The sequence below is a fragment of the Vreelandella arcis genome (genome assembly GCF_900103865.1).
Taxonomy (GTDB): domain Bacteria; phylum Pseudomonadota; class Gammaproteobacteria; order Pseudomonadales; family Halomonadaceae; genus Vreelandella; species Vreelandella arcis.
In genome coordinates, this window is sequence record NZ_FNII01000003.1 from 235,573 (window position 1) to 252,838 (window position 17,266).

Annotated in this window: 17 protein-coding genes; 16 read left to right on the forward strand and 1 reads right to left on the reverse strand. The window is 56.6% G+C overall.

From position 1 onward, the window contains the following. The first annotated feature begins 11 nt into the window (after window positions 1-11). From tmk to BLR97_RS04855, 6 genes are read left to right on the forward strand one after another with little or no spacing between them, the layout of a single operon-like run. A complete protein-coding gene (gene tmk, locus BLR97_RS04830) occupies window positions 12-665 on the forward strand; it encodes a dTMP kinase (RefSeq protein WP_170832980.1) in 654 nt (217 codons plus the stop codon). After that, window positions 656-1,642, forward strand: coding sequence for a DNA polymerase III subunit delta' (locus BLR97_RS04835; protein ID WP_089703056.1), 987 nt, complete (start codon window positions 656-658; stop codon window positions 1,640-1,642). The genes tmk and BLR97_RS04835 overlap by 10 nt, the downstream gene beginning before the upstream one ends. 40 nt (window positions 1,643-1,682) lie before the next feature. After that, window positions 1,683-2,018, forward strand: coding sequence for a PilZ domain-containing protein (locus tag BLR97_RS04840; RefSeq protein WP_089703058.1), 336 nt, complete (start codon window positions 1,683-1,685; stop codon window positions 2,016-2,018). A gap of 19 nt (window positions 2,019-2,037) precedes the next feature. Continuing rightward, on the forward strand, window positions 2,038-2,874 hold the full coding sequence (locus BLR97_RS04845; protein ID WP_089703060.1) for a TatD family hydrolase: 837 nt from the start codon (window positions 2,038-2,040) through the stop codon (window positions 2,872-2,874). A 23-nt stretch (window positions 2,875-2,897) separates the two neighbouring features. Continuing rightward, the gene (locus BLR97_RS04850) at window positions 2,898-3,473 is read left to right on the forward strand and encodes a DUF1285 domain-containing protein (protein ID WP_089703062.1); all 576 of its coding nucleotides are present in this window, start codon (window positions 2,898-2,900) and stop codon (window positions 3,471-3,473) included. Beyond that, the gene (locus tag BLR97_RS04855) at window positions 3,470-5,656 is read left to right on the forward strand and encodes an ATP-dependent helicase (RefSeq protein ID WP_089703064.1); all 2,187 of its coding nucleotides are present in this window, start codon (window positions 3,470-3,472) and stop codon (window positions 5,654-5,656) included. Before BLR97_RS04850 ends, BLR97_RS04855 begins: the two co-directional genes overlap by 4 nt. 66 nt (window positions 5,657-5,722) lie before the next feature. Here BLR97_RS04855 and BLR97_RS04860 read toward each other — a convergent pair whose 3' ends face one another. Then, a complete protein-coding gene (locus BLR97_RS04860; protein WP_089703066.1) occupies window positions 5,723-7,387 on the reverse strand; it encodes an electron transfer flavoprotein-ubiquinone oxidoreductase in 1,665 nt (554 codons plus the stop codon). A 408-nt stretch (window positions 7,388-7,795) separates the two neighbouring features. On the opposite strand from BLR97_RS04860, the gene BLR97_RS04865 reads away from it, so the two are divergent. The 10 genes from BLR97_RS04865 to BLR97_RS04910 all read left to right on the forward strand — a co-directional run bounded on the left by BLR97_RS04865 (window position 7,796) and on the right by BLR97_RS04910 (window position 17,266). Continuing rightward, a complete protein-coding gene (locus tag BLR97_RS04865; protein ID WP_089703069.1) occupies window positions 7,796-8,545 on the forward strand; it encodes an electron transfer flavoprotein subunit beta/FixA family protein in 750 nt (249 codons plus the stop codon). Between the two features lie 42 nt (window positions 8,546-8,587). Further along, window positions 8,588-9,514, forward strand: a complete 927-nt coding sequence (locus BLR97_RS04870) for an electron transfer flavoprotein subunit alpha/FixB family protein (protein WP_089703071.1) — start codon at window positions 8,588-8,590, stop codon at window positions 9,512-9,514. A 215-nt stretch (window positions 9,515-9,729) separates the two neighbouring features. Beyond that, the gene (locus tag BLR97_RS04875) at window positions 9,730-10,341 is read left to right on the forward strand and encodes a superoxide dismutase (RefSeq protein WP_089703073.1); all 612 of its coding nucleotides are present in this window, start codon (window positions 9,730-9,732) and stop codon (window positions 10,339-10,341) included. Between the two features lie 252 nt (window positions 10,342-10,593). Then, window positions 10,594-10,815 (forward strand): glutaredoxin-like protein NrdH, encoded by a 222-nt coding sequence (gene nrdH / locus BLR97_RS04880; RefSeq protein WP_089703075.1) that lies wholly within the window; start codon window positions 10,594-10,596, stop codon window positions 10,813-10,815. Between the two features lie 7 nt (window positions 10,816-10,822). Next, a complete protein-coding gene (gene nrdI, locus BLR97_RS04885) occupies window positions 10,823-11,257 on the forward strand; it encodes a class Ib ribonucleoside-diphosphate reductase assembly flavoprotein NrdI (RefSeq protein WP_244511210.1) in 435 nt (144 codons plus the stop codon). Beyond that, complete coding sequence (nrdE, locus tag BLR97_RS04890) at window positions 11,239-13,419, forward strand: class 1b ribonucleoside-diphosphate reductase subunit alpha (RefSeq protein ID WP_089703079.1); 2,181 nt, start codon at window positions 11,239-11,241, stop codon at window positions 13,417-13,419. Before nrdI ends, nrdE begins: the two co-directional genes overlap by 19 nt. Window positions 13,420-13,449: 30 nt before the next feature. Then, window positions 13,450-14,421 carry a class 1b ribonucleoside-diphosphate reductase subunit beta gene (nrdF, locus tag BLR97_RS04895; protein ID WP_089703081.1) on the forward strand — a complete coding sequence of 324 codons (972 nt, stop codon included), beginning with the start codon at window positions 13,450-13,452 and terminating at the stop codon, window positions 14,419-14,421. Between the two features lie 54 nt (window positions 14,422-14,475). Then, complete coding sequence (locus BLR97_RS04900; protein ID WP_089703082.1) at window positions 14,476-14,874, forward strand: NUDIX hydrolase; 399 nt, start codon at window positions 14,476-14,478, stop codon at window positions 14,872-14,874. Window positions 14,875-15,122: 248 nt separating this feature from the next. Beyond that, the gene (locus BLR97_RS04905; RefSeq protein WP_089703084.1) at window positions 15,123-15,908 is read left to right on the forward strand and encodes a DUF3450 domain-containing protein; all 786 of its coding nucleotides are present in this window, start codon (window positions 15,123-15,125) and stop codon (window positions 15,906-15,908) included. Further along, window positions 15,908-17,266, forward strand: coding sequence for a MotA/TolQ/ExbB proton channel family protein (locus tag BLR97_RS04910; RefSeq protein ID WP_089703220.1), 1,359 nt, complete (start codon window positions 15,908-15,910; stop codon window positions 17,264-17,266). Before BLR97_RS04905 ends, BLR97_RS04910 begins: the two co-directional genes overlap by 1 nt.

Here is a 17,266-nt window from a genome sequence, read left to right on the forward strand (position 1 = left end):
CAGAGGCCATGATGACGAAGCGTGGACGTTTTATCACGTTAGAAGGCGGCGAAGGCGTAGGCAAATCCACCAACATGCAGTTTGTGGTGGCTTGGCTGGAAGCCCAGGGGCTTGAAGTGGTGGCCACGCGTGAACCCGGTGGGACGCCTCAGGCAGAGGCCATTCGCCGGCTGCTGTTGGATCCGGCACCCGAGGAGAAGCTGCATACGGATGCAGAATTATTGTTGATGTTTGCCGCGCGTGCCCAGCACCTCGCTGAGAAAATTCTTCCGGCGCTTGAGCGTGGGGCTTGGGTGGTCTGTGATCGTTTTACCGACGCGACTTACGCCTACCAGGGAGGCGGCCGTGGGATTCCTATGGAGCGCATTGCGGCGCTTGAAGACTTTGTGCAAAAGGGGCTGACGCCTGATCTGACGTTGTTATTGGACATGCCACAAGAGGCTGCCAAACAGCGGCTAGAATCTCGTCTGCGTGATCAGCACAGCCAGCGAGACCGGTTTGAGCAGGAGCAGGCAGATTTTTTTCATGCCGTTCGCAATGCCTATCTGGCGAGGGCGGAACAAGCCCCAGAGCGGTTTGCGTTGATTGACGCCCATCAACCCCTGACGTCGGTACAAGCCACGATCCGTAATGCGCTAGCCGAGCGAGTGGCGCTATGGCATTAAGCGGCGTACTGCCTTGGCATCAATCGAAGTGGCAGCAGTTATGTCGTCTTGCGGAAACTGGGCGAATGCCGCACGCCTTATTGTTTAGCGGCGCGCATGGGGTGGGTAAGCAGTCATTGGCAGAAGCGCTCATTGCCCGCACGCTGTGCACGGCGTCCACGGAGCAGGCTTGTGGTCAATGCCGCAGTTGCCAACTGCTGGCGTCCGGCTACCACCCCGACTTGCAGCGCATTTCGCCGGAAGAAGGCAAGCGTCAGATTCGTATCGATACCATCCGCGAGGTTAATCGATTTGTCTCCCAAACGGCGCAGCAGGGCGGCCATCGGGTGATTGTTATCTCGCCTGCGGAAGCCATGAACGTGGCCGCGTCGAATGCGTTGTTAAAAAGTTTGGAAGAGCCGGGTGACAAAACGCTATTCATTTTGCTCGCCGATGTGCCATCGCGGGTATTGCCGACTATACGCTCGCGCTGTCAGCAGTGGCCGCTGCCGAGCGTGGCGCTGGAGGATTGCCTCGACTGGTTGACCGAGCAGTTGGCCAGTGCGGACGAGGCGCGTTTTTGGTGGCAGGTCTCGGGCGGGCGGCCGTTAATGGCCGTCGAGCTGGCCGCACCCGAGGCGCGTGCGTTGCGTCATCAGTTGCACGATTGTTTTGAGCAGTTGGTACGCGGCAGCGAGCCAGTGGCCGAGGCGGCGCGATTAGACCGCCAGGCGATTGATGCGATTTTATGGTACGGTATTACGTGGTTGGAAGATCTGATCAAGTTAGGTTTGTCCGGTACGTCCACCTCCCTTCGTAACCCTGATTTGCTGCCGCTTTATCGACAAGCGGTCAAAAACGCTCGGGTTCGGGATTGGTTTAAACTGCTGGATTACGCCCGTGAGCAGCGTCGACTTTTAGCGGTGGGATCAAACCCTAATCCACAGCTTGTATTAGAGGCCTGGCTGGTGCGTTGGTCAGCACTACTGCGCTCTTAGGTATGCTTTACAGGCTCACCTGATCGATTAACGAGGTGTTATGGCAACGCAAAAAGCGCTCTCGCTCACGGTGCCCGATGTGCCCACGTTACTGTCCGCCTATATGCCTTTTCTCGACCGTGGGGGAATGTTTATTCCCACGCGTGGCCTCTATGAATTAGGTCAAACCGTTTATTTACTGCTCACGCTACCGGGCGAAAGCGAACGCCTTTCGCTGAGTGGCGAGGTGATTTGGGTGTCTCCTGACGGCGTTACTGGTCGTCGAATGCCCGGTATCGGTATCCATTTCAACGCGCAGGATTATATGGTGCGTGACCGCATTGAAACCCTGCTGGCGGGACAGTTAGATAAAGCCGCTCCCTCCTTTACCCTTTAACGCCCACCATGAGAGCGACATGTTTGTTGATTCCCACTGTCACTTGGATCGCCTATCCGATAATACCCACGAGGGTAGCCTAGCAGCAGCCCTAACGGCGGCTCGCGATGTAGGGGTTAACCAGTTCCTGGCAATTGCGGTGAGCCTGGATGATATGCCTGGGCTTGCCGATATTGCCCGAGCGCATCAGGACGTCGTGATATCGGCAGGGCAGCATCCACTGCACGAAGCTCTGGTTGAACCCAGTGTAAGTGATATTAAAGAAGCCGCTGACCAGTACGGCGCGGTCGCGATCGGCGAGACCGGTCTAGACTACCATTACGTGGATAGCGTGCCGGTGGCGGTTCAGCACGAGCGTTTCAAGCGTCACCTTATCGCGGCTCGCGAGCTTGAGCTCCCTGTGGTGGTGCATACCCGCGAAGCCAAAGAAGACACACTCGCGTTACTACGTGAATACAGCGATCCACACGTAGGGGGCGTGCTCCACTGTTTCACTGAAGATCTCGATATGGCGCGCGAGGCGGTGCGACTCGGTTTTTATATTTCGTTATCCGGAATTATCACGTTTCGCAATGCGCAGTCGTTACGCGAGTTAGCACGCCAGCTGCCGCTTGACCGTTTGTTGATCGAAACCGATAGCCCTTACTTGGCACCCGTGCCGCACCGTGGTAAACCCAACGAACCCGCTTGGGTGGTTGAGGTCGCTGAGTGCATTGCCCAAGCGCGCGATATCAGCGTGGATGAAGTGGCTATGCAGACCACCGCTAATTTCTACCAGCTATTTCGTGAAGCGGTACCCGACGCGCCCGAGAATGTTAAGCAGGCGTTGGCCCAAGCAGGACTGGTAGGACGCTAAGCCGGCCAGTGCGAGGTAATACGATGAACATAGACCGATTGCTTGATTATCGTCAGGGCGCCTCGAGCATTCCGCCGCTTGACGACTGGCAGCCCGCGCTGTCAGGCGATATGGCGTTACGCATTGATGCCCAAGGCGGCTGGTGGCACGAAGGGCAGCCATTTGCCCGGCCAAATGTCGCTCAGTTGTTGTCGTCTCTGTTACGCCGTGATGCGGAAGGCTACTGTTTAGTGACGCCGGTTGAGCGTTGGCGTATCCAGGTGGACGATTTGCCGCTGGTCGCCGTGGAAGCCGATTTTCATGATGACGCGTGGTGGTTGACCACCCAGTTCGATGACGTCGTGCGTCTTGAGCCCGAGCACCCGCTTAGCTTGAGCGAAACGCCGCAAGGGGATCTTGTACCGGAAATCGCCGTACGTTTTGGGTTAGCGGCCCGGCTACATCGCCACGTTTACTACCAGCTTGCTGAAGCCGCTGCGCTGCGTGATACCCAGGCTGGCCGCCAGGCGCTGAGCGTCTATAGCGCGGGTCACTGGTTTGTGCTTGGCTACCTCGACGCGGATGATCTTGATGGGCTGGCGCCCAGCGAGGGGCCGTGAAGCTAACCGCTGAACAGCAAGCCGTCATTCACCACGATGAGGGCCATGCCCGTGTTGCTGCGGTGGCCGGTGCCGGTAAAACCACCACCATGGCCGCGCGGGTTCATTACTTGCTCAGCCGTGGTGTACCGCCTAAGCGCATTCTGGTGCTGATGTTTAATCGCTCCGCCCGGGAAGATTTTCAGCGTCGCTTGGCAAGTATGGCGCCATCCGGTCAGGCGCTACCTGACGTTCGTACTTTTCACTCGCTGGGTCACCGGCTGACGCAAAGCCTGTGTCGCTGGGGCGTCCTGGCGCCGCGTCGCCTGTTGTCGGCGGAATGGCAGCTTGAGCGTTTGCTTCGCCAGGCCAGCCTGAATGTGCTCAGCGATGCCGTTGAGCGCCGCGATGCGGCGCTGGAAGGCGATCGACTCGAGACGCTGGCCCATTTTTGCGGTCTAGTTAAAGCCGAAATGCTGCCCCCCGAAGCCCTCTTTGATCGTCTCAATTACGACCCCGATACGGACTATTTCCCCGCCGCCTTTAACGAGGCCGAGCGCCTGCTGCGTAGTGAAGGGGTGATGACCTATGCGGATTTGCTTTATCGTCCGCTGCAAGCCCTCGAAGCCGATAGCGCCTTACGTAGCCGGGTAGAGGGCTTTCTCGATCACGTGATAATCGATGAGTATCAGGATATCAATGCGGCCCAGCAGCGCCTGCTGGCGGTTCTGGCGGGTAAGCGGGCATCCGTGATGGCGGTGGGCGACGCCAATCAGTGTATCTACGAATGGCGCGGCGCGCGGCCGGATACCATGCTGGAAAACTTTACCGCCACCTTTGGCGAAGCGACCGATTACCCTCTCTCGACCACGTTTCGCCACGGCCATGCCCTGGCGCTGGCGGCCAACCATGCGATTGCCGCCAACCAGCGTCGGCCGGATCAGCTATGTTTGGCCGCGCCCCACAATCCGGATACCCGCTTGTCCGTGGGGCAGGGTGGTCGGCAACTGCTGGATGCGTTGATCGACTGGCAGGCGCAGGGCCGCGTGTTGAGCGACGTGAGTCTCCTGGTGCGCAGCTGGGCGCTTTCGGTGCCGTTTCAACTGGCGCTTCTGCAGGCTGGCATCCCCTTTCGGCTGGCCCGCGAAGACCGCTTTGTGTTTCGCCTGCCGCTGGTTCAGGCGCTGGCCGGGTATTTAAAACTTTCCCGTCGCCCGACATTGCTGCAAGACCCCGAACAGCTTACCTTGCTGCTGGCCCAGCCCACGCCATTCGTGGCCCGCGAGCGCCTGCAGCGGTTGGCTCAGTATCTCGCCAGCCGTCAAGCATGGCCGGAAAATCACGACCCGGTGATCAGTGATTTAAAGCCCATCCAGCGGCGCACGCTGAAAAAACGCTGGACGTTGCTGTGCGAACTGCCGCAGCTCAGTGCATGGCCGCCCGCCAAGCTCTTGCAGCACGTCGTGGATACCATTGAGGCCGAGAAAACCCTGAGGCGCGCCGCCGCCCGCCGCGAAAAAGGCGAAGAAGACGTGCGCTTGCTGGACGTGCTGATCGAGCAGGCGCAAAGCGTTTCAGACCCGGATGCGTTTATCGAGTTGTTGGAGCGCCCGATAGAGAATCAAGCGGCGGGGGTGCTGATCAGCACCGTTCACGGCGCCAAGGGGCTTGAGTGGCCCTTCGTCGCCGTGGCAGGCGTCAACGAGGAAGACTTTCCTTATTACAGTCGGGACAACCCGCTCACCGACGACCGCCTGGAAGAAGAGCGGCGGCTGTTTTATGTCGCGATCACGCGCTCGAAAGAACAGTTGCTTGTACTTCACGATGGCGGGGCACATCGGCCCAGTCGATTTATTACCGAAAGCGCCTGGCAGGATAGCATGCAGGTCGCTGCCTGCCTGGTCAGCGACAACGCGCAGTCGCTCACGCTGAGGGTCACGTCGCCATCGCTCGTGGGACGTTACCTGAGCCAGCTAGGGCGTGATGACATTGAATTGGCCGCGCCCGAGGTTCAGGCCCCCCAGGCAGCCTACACCGCAAGCGCGTTCTATCCTGGCCAGCGGTTGCACCATGCGGTGTTCGGAGAAGGCGAGGTGGCCACCGTGGAAGGTAACCCAAGCGACCCGGTGATCGATGTGCGCTTTGATCAGGCAGGGCGGCGACGGCTGATTGCCAGCCGTGCCCCCATTGAGCGGCTGGCCTGATAAAGAAAATGCCCCAGTGATGAGGCATTTAGCTTTATTGACATGCGGGGTGTGTCACAGCGACCGCTACATATTCGGGTAGTTGGGACCGCCGCCGCCCTCCGGTGCTACCCAGGTAATATTCTGAGCTGGATCCTTGATATCGCAGGTCTTGCAGTGGATGCAGTTCTGGAAGTTGATCTGGAAGCGAGGCTCGCCCTGATCATCTTCGACGACTTCGTAGACACCTACCGGGCAGTAGCGCTGCGCGGGTTCAGCGTACTTGGGCAGATTGTCGCGAATCGGTAGGTCAGGATCGTCCAAGCGCAGGTGGCAAGGTTGGTTTTCTTCGTGGTTGGTGTTGGACAGGAACACCGACGAAGGCTTATCGAACGATAGCTTGCCGTCGGGCTTGGGGTAGTCGATTTTCTCAAACTCGTCGGCGGGCTTGAGCGCCCCGTGGTCGGTGGTCGTATCGTGCAGGTTGGGCAGTTTGCCACCCAGTAGTTGATTGGCAAAATTATACGCGCCGCCGCCTACCGTGCCGTATTTATGGATGGCCGGGCCAAAGCTGGCGTTTTCTTTCAACTCTTGATAAGCCCAACTGGCTTCCCATTTGTCGGTGAAGCTGGTTAGCTCTTGGGCGCCTTCGTCGCCGCCTTTTACGGCCTCGAAAACGCTCTCGGCGGCCACCATGCCGGATTTCATGGCAGTATGCAGGCCTTTGATTTTGGCAAAGTTGAGCGTGCCTGCGTCACACCCAATTAACAGCCCCCCTGGGAACGTCATTTTCGGTAGGCAGTTAAAGCCGCCTTTGGTGATGGCCCGAGCGCCGTAGGCCACGCGCTTGCCGCCCTCCAAATACTGGCTAAGCACCGGATGGTGTTTCATGCGTTGGAATTCATCAAACGGCGAGAGCCATGGGTTTTGGTAGCCAAGATCCATAATCAAGCCAACGACGACCTGCTGGTTTTCTGCGTGGTACAGGAACCAGCCGCCGTGGGCGTTTTTACCCAGCGGCCAGCCCGAACCATGGAGAACCACGCCCGGTTCATGCTTATCGGCAGGCACATCCCAAAGCTCTTTCAGGCCGATGCCGTAGTGCTGCGGGTCGCGACCGGCGTCTAGCGAGAAATCCTGGATCAAGCGCTTGCCGATATGGCCGCGAGAGCCTTCGGCAAACAGGGTATATTTGGCGCGTAGTTCCATGCCCGGCATGTGGCCGTCTTTGGGTGTTCCGTCGGCGGCAACGCCCATGTCGCCGATCAGGATGCCGCGAACCGCACCATCTTCAACGATGGCTTCCTGAGCCGCAAACCCTGGGAAAATTTCAACGCCCAGGGCTTCTGCCTGCTCCGCCAGCCAGCGGCATAAGTTGCCGGCGCTAATCACATAGCGGTGGCTGTCACCGTCGGTGTTATGCATGCTCTTGGGTACTAGCGCGTTGGGTAGTTTTTGCGCGCTTTCGGCATCTTTGAGCAGATAAACATCGTCGCGGGTGGCGGGGGTGTTGAGCGGCGCGCCACGTTCTTGCCAGTCGGGAAACAGTTCGTTCAGAGCGCGAGGCTCAAAGACTGCGCCGGATAAAATATGCGCGCCCACTTCCGAGCCTTTCTCAACCACGCAGACGGTTAGCTCTTGTTCTGCTTCGTTGGCCTGTTGCATTAAGCGGCACGCAGCCGCCAGACCGGAAGGGCCTGCACCGACGATGACCACGTCAAAGTCCATTACATCGCGTTCAACGTTATCCACCTGGTTGTCTCCTTATTCTCATAAGTGCTGTGCCTTATAAAAACACGGCCTTAATTTAAAACGGTCGTTTGCTTCTGGTTATCCCTCATAATAGGCATAATACCTGTGTCAGGTCACGCCTACGATGCCAAAAGGGCGAATTACGCTTACCGAGTTGTGAAAGGCGATGCTTTGTCTGTTCAAAGGATTCGACCAAGGCCGCAAATGTCCCCTATTGTTGCAGGGCGGTAGGTTGTGGCAGATTAATAAGGTTTTTCATTTGTGAGCCTATCAAACGCTTGAATGAATTTTGCCGCGGATGGCCTCATCAGGTGCCGCGAAGTGATATCAAGAGCTTATCTAAGGTGCCCGCCAGGTGGGTGCCATCTAGGGTCAACGGCTTTACCACAAGAGCCAAGCGAGGAACCTATGAAAGTACTGGTCGCGGTTAAGCGCGTCATCGACTACAACGTCAAAATTCGTGTTAAAGCGGATCATTCTGATGTCGATCTGACTAACGTCAAAATGGCCATGAACCCCTTCTGCGAAATTGCCGTGGAAGAGGCGGTACGCCTGAAAGAGAAGGGCGTGGCCACCGAGGTGGTCGCTGTGTCGGTTGGCCCCAAGGCTGCCCAGGAGCAACTGCGGACTTCGCTGGCGCTGGGCGCAGATCGAGCAATTCATATTGAAACCGACGAGCGGGTAGAATCGCTGGCCGTTGCCAAATTGTTAGCCAACGTGGTCGACGAAGAGCAGCCAGGCCTCGTGATTCTGGGCAAACAGGCGATCGACACTGATAACAACCAGACCGGCCAGATGCTCGCCGCCCTGACCAATCTGCCCCAGGGCACCTTTGCTTCAGAGGTTGTGGTCGACGGTGACAAGCTTCACGTGACCCGGGAAATCGACGGCGGCCTGCAAACCATCGCACTGACGCTACCCGCCATTGTCACCACCGACCTGCGCCTTAACGAGCCGCGCTACGCCAAGTTGCCGGACATTATGAAGGCCAAGAAGAAGCCGATGGATGTTAGAACCCCCGCCGATTTCGGCGTTGAGGTGGCATCCAAAGTCAGTCTGCTCAAAGTAGAGTCACCCGCCGAGCGCAAAGGCGGTGTCAAAGTTGCTTCGGTAGACGAGCTAATCGACAAATTAAAAAACGAAGCCAAAGTTCTTTAAGACAAGCACTTTGATACAAGAGCTTTGAAAGGAGCGGATCCAATGAGCATTCTGGTACTTGCTGACCTTCATGAAGGTCAACTGGCGGGCGCGACAGCCCATGTGATCGCCGCCGCTAAACAGATCGGTGGTGATATTGACGTGTTAGTGGCGGGCGAAGGCGTGCAGGCAGCCGCTGATGCCGCCGCCAAACTCGATGGCGTCAACAAAGTGCGCGTCGCGGACAACGCCGTCTATGCCCATCAGCTAGCGGAGCCACTTGGCGCGCTGTTGGTTGAGCTAGCCGATGATTACAGCCATGTGCTGGCAAGCGCCTCGACCACGGGCAAAAATATGCTGCCGCGCTTGGCGGCGCTGAAAGACGTCAGCCAGCTTTCCGACATTATTGCCGTGGATAGCGCTGACACTTTCAAGCGACCGATTTACGCCGGTAACGCCATTGCCACGGTGAAAAGCGATGACGCGCTGAAAGTCATCACCGTGCGCGCCACCGGCTTTGACGCGGTCGACGAAAGCGGCAGTGCTAGCATTGAAGCGGTCGACGTGGTGGTTGAGAACAGCCAGTCCAGCTTCGTTAAAGAAGAACTCGCCCAATCCGACCGCCCTGAGCTTGGCGGAGCCAAGGTGGTGATTTCTGGCGGCCGGGGCATGGGCAACGGCGAAAACTTTAAGCTCCTCGACGGCATTGCCGACAAACTGGGTGCCGCTATTGGTGCCTCGCGCGCCGCGGTGGATGCAGGCTTTGTGCCCAACGATATGCAGGTGGGTCAGACTGGCAAGATTGTCGCCCCGGAGTTGTATATTGCCGTGGGCATCTCTGGTGCCATTCAGCACCTGGCGGGCATGAAGGACTCCAAGGTGATCGTGGCGATCAATAAAGACGACGATGCGCCGATCTTCCAAGTGGCCGATTATGGCCTGGTAGGCGATCTGTTCGAGATCCTGCCGGAGCTTGAGAGTAAGCTGTAAACGATTGAACGCATGAGCCCTAAGAAGCCGACTTCGTGAGAAGTCGGCTTTTTTGTTCTGGCTTGATTAGGTAATCTGGCAATAGTTGACTAAAATGCTGGGGAAAAATCGAAATTAGTCCTTTGGCGGTTGAAAAAGGCCAGCGGCGACCATACATAGTTATTGAAGCCGAAAATTGCTAAAGGCAATGAAAGCCACTCAAGGAGATGATCAATATGGCACATACACTTCCCGAACTACCTTACGCGTACGATGCGCTTGAACCGCACATTGATGCGATGACCATGGAAATCCACCATTCTCGTCACCACAACACTTACGTCACCAACCTGAACGGCGCACTAGAAGGCACCGGGTTAGAGGACGTTCCGGTCGAAGAGCTAGTGGCTAACCTGGATCGCGTTCCGGAAGACAAGCGTCAGCCTGTCATCAACAACGGTGGCGGTCATGCCAACCACTCTATGTTCTGGCAAATGATGTCGCCCAACGGCGGTGGTCAACCCCAAGGTGGCGTCGCGAAAGCTATTGATGCTGAGCTTGGTGGTTTTGAAGCTTTCCAGGAGGCTTTCAAAAAAGCAGCGCTTGGCCGTTTCGGCAGTGGCTGGGCTTGGTTGTCCGTCACGCCTGAGAAAAAGCTGGTAGTTGAGAATACCCTGAACCAGGATAGCCCGTTAATGCACGGTAACACGCCGGTTCTGGGCTTGGATGTCTGGGAACATGCGTACTATCTCAAGTACCAAAATAAGCGTCCCGACTACGTATCTGCTTTCTTCAACGTCATCAACTGGGAAGATGTTGAGCGTCGTTACCAAGCTGCGATCAGTTAATATTGCGATGATCCGCTAGCCGCGCCTGTTCATGGCGCTGTGATAAAACCGCCCACTCTTTAGTGGGCGGTTTTTTTTTATGTATGGGATAGCGTTGGGCATTAGCTGTCAATATCCTGTGGATGAAAAATACCACATATGCTTGAATTGATTTTCTATTGGGCTATATATAGTATGCGTTGTATCTTCTAGAGGGGTAGGGCACAAGATGTGCCCTACCCGAAAAAAGCCGCTATGAAAAGGGGAATAGCCATGGAAATTCAGATTTATAGCAAGCCAGCTTGTGTTCAATGCACCGCTACCTACCGCGCGCTGGACAAGCAGGGACTTGAATACACCGTGATCGATATCACGGCTGAATCGGGCGCTCAGGAAGAAGTCGAAGCGCTGGGGTACCGTCAGCTACCTGTAGTCGTCGCCGGCGAGGATCACTGGTCGGGCTTCCGTCCAGATCGCATTCAAGCCCTGGCGTAAGCCACTCATGCTGGCGAATGGACGCACATCCTCCATGGTCGGCAATTTGGTGTACTTTTCCACCAAGTCAGGCAATACCCACCGGTTTATTGAAAAAGTAGGCTTGGCCGCCCAGCGGTTGCCGCTCAATCGCGACGAGCCCTTACTGCAGGTTGACCGCCCCTACATATTGGTCACCCCCACCTACGGGGGCGGTCAGGCAAAAGGGGCCGTGCCAGGCCAGGTGATCCGGTTTCTTAATGACGAGCACAATCGCCACCTGATACGCGGGGTGATTGCAGCGGGTAACACCAATTTTGGCGATGCGTTCGGTTTGGCGGGCCGCATTATTGCGGAAAAGTGCCACGTGCCGTTGCTTTATCGATTCGAACTGTTTGGCACCGACGAAGATGTCGCCAAAGTTCGCGAAGGAGTAGAAGAGTTTTGGAAACGACAACCTTAGCCTCGAAAGACGTAGCTGAAACGAAACGGCCTGCGGCGACAAGCGATGGGCGCACGATGGACTACCATGCGCTGAACGCCATGCTGAACCTTTACGGTGCCAACGGTGAGCTGCAGCTGGATAAAGACCGCGAAGCCGCGCGTCAGTACTTCCTGCAGCACGTTAATCAGAACACGGTGTTTTTCCACTCGCTCGAAGAGAAGCTCGATTACCTGGTCGAGGAGCAGTACTACGAAGCAGGGACGCTTAAGCAGTATGACTTTGCCTTCGTGAAGGCGCTTTTCGAGCAGGCTTATGCGTACAAGTTCCGGTTCCCGAGTTTTCTGGGTGCCTTCAAGTATTACACCAGCTACACGCTGAAGACCTTTGATGGCAAGCGTTACCTGGAGCGCTACGAAGACCGTGTCTGCATGGTCGCGCTTTCGTTGGCGCGGGGTAACGAGACGCTTGCCAGGTCGCTGGTCGATGAAATCATCAGCGGTCGTTTCCAGCCGGCAACCCCGACCTTTCTGAACTGTGGCAAACAGCAGCGCGGCGAGCTGGTGTCCTGCTTCCTGCTGCGTATCGAAGACAACATGGAGTCCATTGGCCGCTCCATCAACTCGGCGCTCCAGCTTTCCAAGCGTGGCGGCGGCGTTGCCTTCCTGCTCAGCAACATTCGCGAGTCGGGTGCCCCGATCAAGCGCATTGAAAACCAGTCGTCGGGCATTATCCCGATCATGAAGTTGCTCGAGGATGCGTTTTCCTACGCCAATCAGCTGGGCGCGCGCCAGGGTGCTGGCGCCGTATACTTGAATGCCCACCACCCGGATATCCTGCGCTTCCTGGATACCAAGCGTGAAAACGCCGACGAGAAAATCCGTATCAAGACGCTCTCGCTCGGGGTGACGATTCCCGATATCACCTTTGAGCTGGCCAAGCGCAACGAAGACATGTACCTGTTCTCGCCCTATGACGTCGAGCGGGTGTACGGCGTGCCGTTTGGTGATATCAGCGTGACCGAGAAATATCACGAGATGGTGGCGGATGCGCGCATCCGTAAGCAGAAGATCAACGCGCGTGCTTTCTTCCAGACCTTGGCCGAGCTGCAGTTCGAGTCCGGTTATCCCTACATCATGTTTGAAGATACGGTGAACCGGGCCAATCCCATCGCCGGGCGTATCAACATGAGTAACCTGTGCTCCGAGATTCTCCAGGTGAACACGCCGACGGATTACGACGAAGACCTCGGCTACCGGCATGTCGGCCAGGATATCTCCTGCAACCTGGGTTCCATGAATATTGCCAAGGTGATGGACTCGGGCGATATCGGCACCAGCGTGGACGTAGCGATTCGTGGCCTGACGGCCGTCTCGGAAATGAGCAATTTGAGCAGCGTCCCCTCAATTGCCGAGGGCAATGCCAAGTCCCGCGCGATTGGTTTAGGACAAATGAACCTGCACGGCTTTTTGGCGCGCGAGCATATCTATTACGGTTCTGATGAGGGGTTGGACTTTACCAACCTGTATTTCTATTGCATTGCCTTTCACGCGCTGCGTGCGTCAAATCGCTTGGCGATTGAGCACGGTGATACCTTTGCAGGCTTTGCCGACTCGACCTATGCATCGGGCGAGTTCTTCAATCAGTATACCGATCACGCCTGGGAGCCGCGCACCGAAAAAGTGCGTGGGCTTTTTGAGCGCAGCGGTATTGCCTTGCCAACCCAGCAGGACTGGCAAGAGTTGAAAGCCAGCGTGATGGCGCACGGGCTGTATAACCGTAACCTGCAGGCGGTGCCGCCGACGGGGTCGATTTCTTATATCAATCACTCAACGTCGAGCATCCATCCGGTCGCGGCCAAGATCGAAATTCGCAAAGAAGGCAAATTGGGACGGGTTTACTACCCGGCGCCGTTCCTTAATGAAGCCAACTTTGATTACTTTCAGGACGCCTACGAAATCGGCCCTGAAAAAATTATCGATACCTACGCCGAAGCGTCCAAGCACGTCGACCAGGGGCTGTCGCTCACGCTGTTCTTCCCGGATACCGCTACCACACGGGATATCAACAAAGCGCAGATTTACGCCTGGCGGAAGGGTATTAAAACGCTCTACTACATCCGCCTGCGCCAGACTGCATTGGAAGGTACCGAGGTGGAAGGCTGCGTTTCCTGCACGCTCTAGGCGTTTGACGACTTTGAAGAGATTGACACTATGAACACCATGCAACGTTTATCGCGGGTTGACGCGATTAACTGGAACCGGCTTCAGGATGATAAAGATCTAGAAGTGTGGAACCGTCTTACCAGTAATTTCTGGCTGCCGGAAAAAGTCCCGCTGTCGAATGATATCCAGTCATGGAATACGCTGACCGAAACGGAAAAACAGCTGACCATCCGCGTGTTCACGGGGCTGACGCTGCTGGATACCATCCAGAGTAGCGTGGGCGCTCCCGTGCTCATGGAGGACGCGCGCACGCCCCATGAAGAAGCGGTGTATACCAATATCGCCTTTATGGAGTCTGTCCATGCGCGCTCGTACAGCTCGATCTTCTCGACGCTGTGCACCACCCGCGATGTTGATGATGCCTTTCGCTGGAGTGAAGAAAATCCCACGCTGCAGGCGAAATCAGAGCTGATTCTCGGCCGCTATCGTTCGGACGACCCGTTGATGCGCAAGGTGGCTAGCGTGTTCCTGGAGTCGTTCCTGTTCTATTCCGGCTTCTATCTGCCGATGTACTGGTCCAGCCATGCGAAACTGACCAATACGGCAGACTTGATTCGCTTGATCATTCGCGATGAAGCCGTTCACGGTTATTACATTGGCTATAAGTTTCAGCAGGATCTGGCCGAGGCAACGCCGGAGCGGCAGCAGGAAGTCAAAGATTATGCCTACGAGCTGCTGCTTGAGCTTTACGACAACGAAGTCCGCTATACAGAGTCGCTTTACGACGAAGTAGGCCTGACCGAGGACGTTAAGAAGTTCCTCCACTACAACGCTAACAAGGCGCTGATGAACCTAGGGTTTGAGCCGCTTTTCCCCAGCAGTGTGACGGATGTCGACCCGACGATCATGGCGGCACTGTCGCCTAATGCCGATGAAAACCATGATTTCTTCTCGGGGTCAGGGTCTTCCTATGTGATCGGCACAGCCGTCGCCACTGAAGACGACGATTGGGCGTTCTAATATCGCCATGAGTCTTGGTGGATAGAGAGATGTATGTGCTCCAAGGAGGGAAGTATGTCAGGCAACGCAACTAACGTATTGAAAATAGCGGCTGCCGTGGTGAGTGATTCTGCCGGTCGCTTGTTGTTAGTGCGTAAGGAAAATACGTCTTTTTATATGCAGCCAGGCGGCAAGATCGATGCAGGGGAGGGCGCGCTAGAGGCGCTATGCCGTGAGCTAAAGGAGGAGTTGGGCTTAAGTGTGAATAGCGATCAACTGTCTCCGTTGGGCATACGCACCGCTCAAGCTGCCAATGAGCCGGGAATGACGGTGGAGGCCCATCTGTTTAGTATTGTGGTTGACGAGCCGGTCGAGGCGGCTGCTGAAATAGCCGAAGCGAGATGGGTGACTCGTGAAGAGGCTGAGCAGCTTCCGCTAGCACCGCTGACGAAAGAGCACATAGTGGTAAATTAGCAGAGTACATTGGACACTTTGACGTTAGCTAATAACTAACAGTTGATGAAGGTAGCGACGGGAGCCCTAGGGCTCCCGTTCTGGTTTGTAGCAAGCTAAATTTGTTTAAACGCTAATGATAAATATTGTCATTTATTTTGTGAGTGGTAGGCTATGCGCAGCCAATATGAAACGCAAATCGTTCTTATATTTGAAGTGTCCTATATAGAGGCAGTGCGACTGCCAGTGATCAGTGACGGAGAGTCGATGTGCTGAATAAGCCTTTCTTTGCCCTGCGTGGCGGCTGGTTAGCGTGCCTGCTGGCCAGCAGTTCGCTAATGGCAAGTGATGAGACGCTCGAACAAGCCAGCCAAAGTGTCGAGGCCCAGCAGCTTCAAGCAGAGCTTCAGCAGCAAATAGATAGCGCCGACGAGCAAACGCGGGCGGCCCTGGAAGAGCTACGCGAACGTGAGCGCGATACGCGTCAGCTTGAGTCTCAGAACGCCACCCTCACCGCCAAGTTAGCCAAGGAGGCCGAGCGCCTGGCCCGGTTATCGTCGGCCCTGAACACGCTAGCCGATACCCGCGCGGCGTTGCCCGATATCGAGCAAAACATGCAGATGCAATTGACCCAATGGATCGAGCGCGACCTGCCGTTTCTACAAGACCAGCGGCTAGCCCGCATTGAAACGCTGAAAAACGACCAGGCAGCGGAGCCTGCCGAGCGCATCGAAGGTATGCTCGACATCTGGCGCACGGAGTTAGCTTATGGCCGTGAGATGGATACCTGGCAAGGGCGTTTGCAGTTAGCTGATGATCAACAGTTGGAAGTGGATTTCTTGCGCATCGGACGCATCGGATTTTACTACCTGACCCCCGACGGCCGCCAGGGCGGCGTATGGGATGCCCAGCGCCGTGAGTGGTTGCCGCTTAGTGCCGCTCACGTTCAGGAGGTGCGCAACGGGTTGCGCATGGCGGAAGATCAGCGAGCACCAGAGCTGCTAACGCTGCCTTTGTCTATTGCTGTCTCTGAAGGTCAAGGAGGTCAGCCATGATGCGTGCCTTCACAAAGGGTAATCGTCGTTTGACCGCAGGGTTGCTGGTCAGCCTGGTGAGTTTAAGCCCGCTTGCCAGCGCCCAGTCTGACGAGGTCACCTCGCTGCGCGACGCCCGGCAAGCTGCCGAAATTCGCGATCAGCAGCGGCTGATCAACCTGTTGGATGATCAGTCAGCTATGGAGGACGCGCTTGAGGAAGCGCGCCAACGCCAGCAAATCGCGCAAGACAAGCATGAAGCGCTAGAAGCCCAGTCAGCGGCTCAGGCGGTTGAGTCGGAGCGACTCTCGGATCGCCAGTCTGAGCAGGGCGAGACGCTACGCAACCTGCTGAGTGCACTGAATACGCATAGCAGCGAGGTTCGCAACGCGCTGGGTGAAGATAGTTGGTTAACCCTGCATAAGGACGCGCTGCCGCCCCGGCTTAGTGACGTCGATATACTGGAACGGAAGGCATTAGTAGAGGTCGTTGATAGTCTGGCGACGCTTACTCAACACACAGCCAATGCCGAGCGCTTAGAACGGCCCGTTGCCGATGCCAATGGCCAGGTAACCACACAGCCTATTGTGCGGTTAGGGGATTATGCGGCATTCACCGAGTCTGACCTGCTTCGTCAGGACGATGAAGGCCGATTAGCGGTTCTTCCGCGAACCCCTGATACCGTGACGGACTATCTGGCGGATTATCACCAAGGCAACGGGCGTGTCTTGGCGGTAGACCCCACCCAGGGCAGTGTGATCAATGCGCTGTCCCAGCGCCCCAGTTTGATGGAGCGTTTTCATCAGGGTGGTTATGTTGGCTACATCGTCGTTGCGCTGGGTGGCTTGGGTCTGCTGGTAGCGTTACTCCAGTACGGCTACCTGTTGGCGATCAGTCTTCGTGTCAATCGCCAGCGCAAGTACCCCGATGCGCTTCAGGGCGATAACCCCCTGGGGCGGGTACTGCTTCGTTTTGAAGGCATGGACAAGCACCAAACGCCGGAAGCCCTGGAGGCGCGACTCGATGAGGCGGTGCTTGCCGAACTGCCGCGCTTGGAGCGCGGTCAGCCGATCGTCAAGCTGCTCGCTGCCATTGCACCGTTGCTAGGGCTGTTAGGCACGGTCACCGGTATGATCGTGACTTTCCAGGCGATTACCGTGTTTGGCACGGGTGATCCGCAACTAATGGCGGGCGGGATTAGCCAGGCGCTGATGACGACCGTGTTGGGCTTGATTACGGCCGTGCCGTTGTTGTTTGCGCAAACTGCACTGTCCAGCCGCAGCCGCTATCTCACTCATGTTATTGAAGGGCAGGCAAGCGCGACCCTGGCGGATCATTTGGAAGCTCACCAGCCTCCCTATGCGCCATCGGTGACCTGA

Bases quoted from the DNA above. Each gene is read 5' to 3' on its own strand.
- nrdH (WP_089703075.1), top strand. From the start codon at position 10,594: ATGGAAATTCAGATTTATAGCAAGCCAGCTTGTGTTCAATGCACCGCT.
- tmk (WP_170832980.1), top strand. From the start codon at position 12: ATGACGAAGCGTGGACGTTTTATCACGTTAGAAGGCGGCGAAGGCGTA.
- nrdI (WP_244511210.1), top strand. From the start codon at position 10,823: ATGCTGGCGAATGGACGCACATCCTCCATGGTCGGCAATTTGGTGTAC.
- BLR97_RS04850 (WP_089703062.1), top strand. From the start codon at position 2,898: ATGAACATAGACCGATTGCTTGATTATCGTCAGGGCGCCTCGAGCATT.
- BLR97_RS04840 (WP_089703058.1), top strand. From the start codon at position 1,683: ATGGCAACGCAAAAAGCGCTCTCGCTCACGGTGCCCGATGTGCCCACG.
- BLR97_RS04910 (WP_089703220.1), top strand. From the start codon at position 15,908: ATGCGTGCCTTCACAAAGGGTAATCGTCGTTTGACCGCAGGGTTGCTG.
- BLR97_RS04870 (WP_089703071.1), top strand. From the start codon at position 8,588: ATGAGCATTCTGGTACTTGCTGACCTTCATGAAGGTCAACTGGCGGGC.
- BLR97_RS04835 (WP_089703056.1), top strand. From the start codon at position 656: ATGGCATTAAGCGGCGTACTGCCTTGGCATCAATCGAAGTGGCAGCAG.
- BLR97_RS04900 (WP_089703082.1), top strand. From the start codon at position 14,476: ATGTCAGGCAACGCAACTAACGTATTGAAAATAGCGGCTGCCGTGGTG.
- BLR97_RS04875 (WP_089703073.1), top strand. From the start codon at position 9,730: ATGGCACATACACTTCCCGAACTACCTTACGCGTACGATGCGCTTGAA.
- BLR97_RS04845 (WP_089703060.1), top strand. From the start codon at position 2,038: ATGTTTGTTGATTCCCACTGTCACTTGGATCGCCTATCCGATAATACC.
- BLR97_RS04865 (WP_089703069.1), top strand. From the start codon at position 7,796: ATGAAAGTACTGGTCGCGGTTAAGCGCGTCATCGACTACAACGTCAAA.
- nrdF (WP_089703081.1), top strand. From the start codon at position 13,450: ATGAACACCATGCAACGTTTATCGCGGGTTGACGCGATTAACTGGAAC.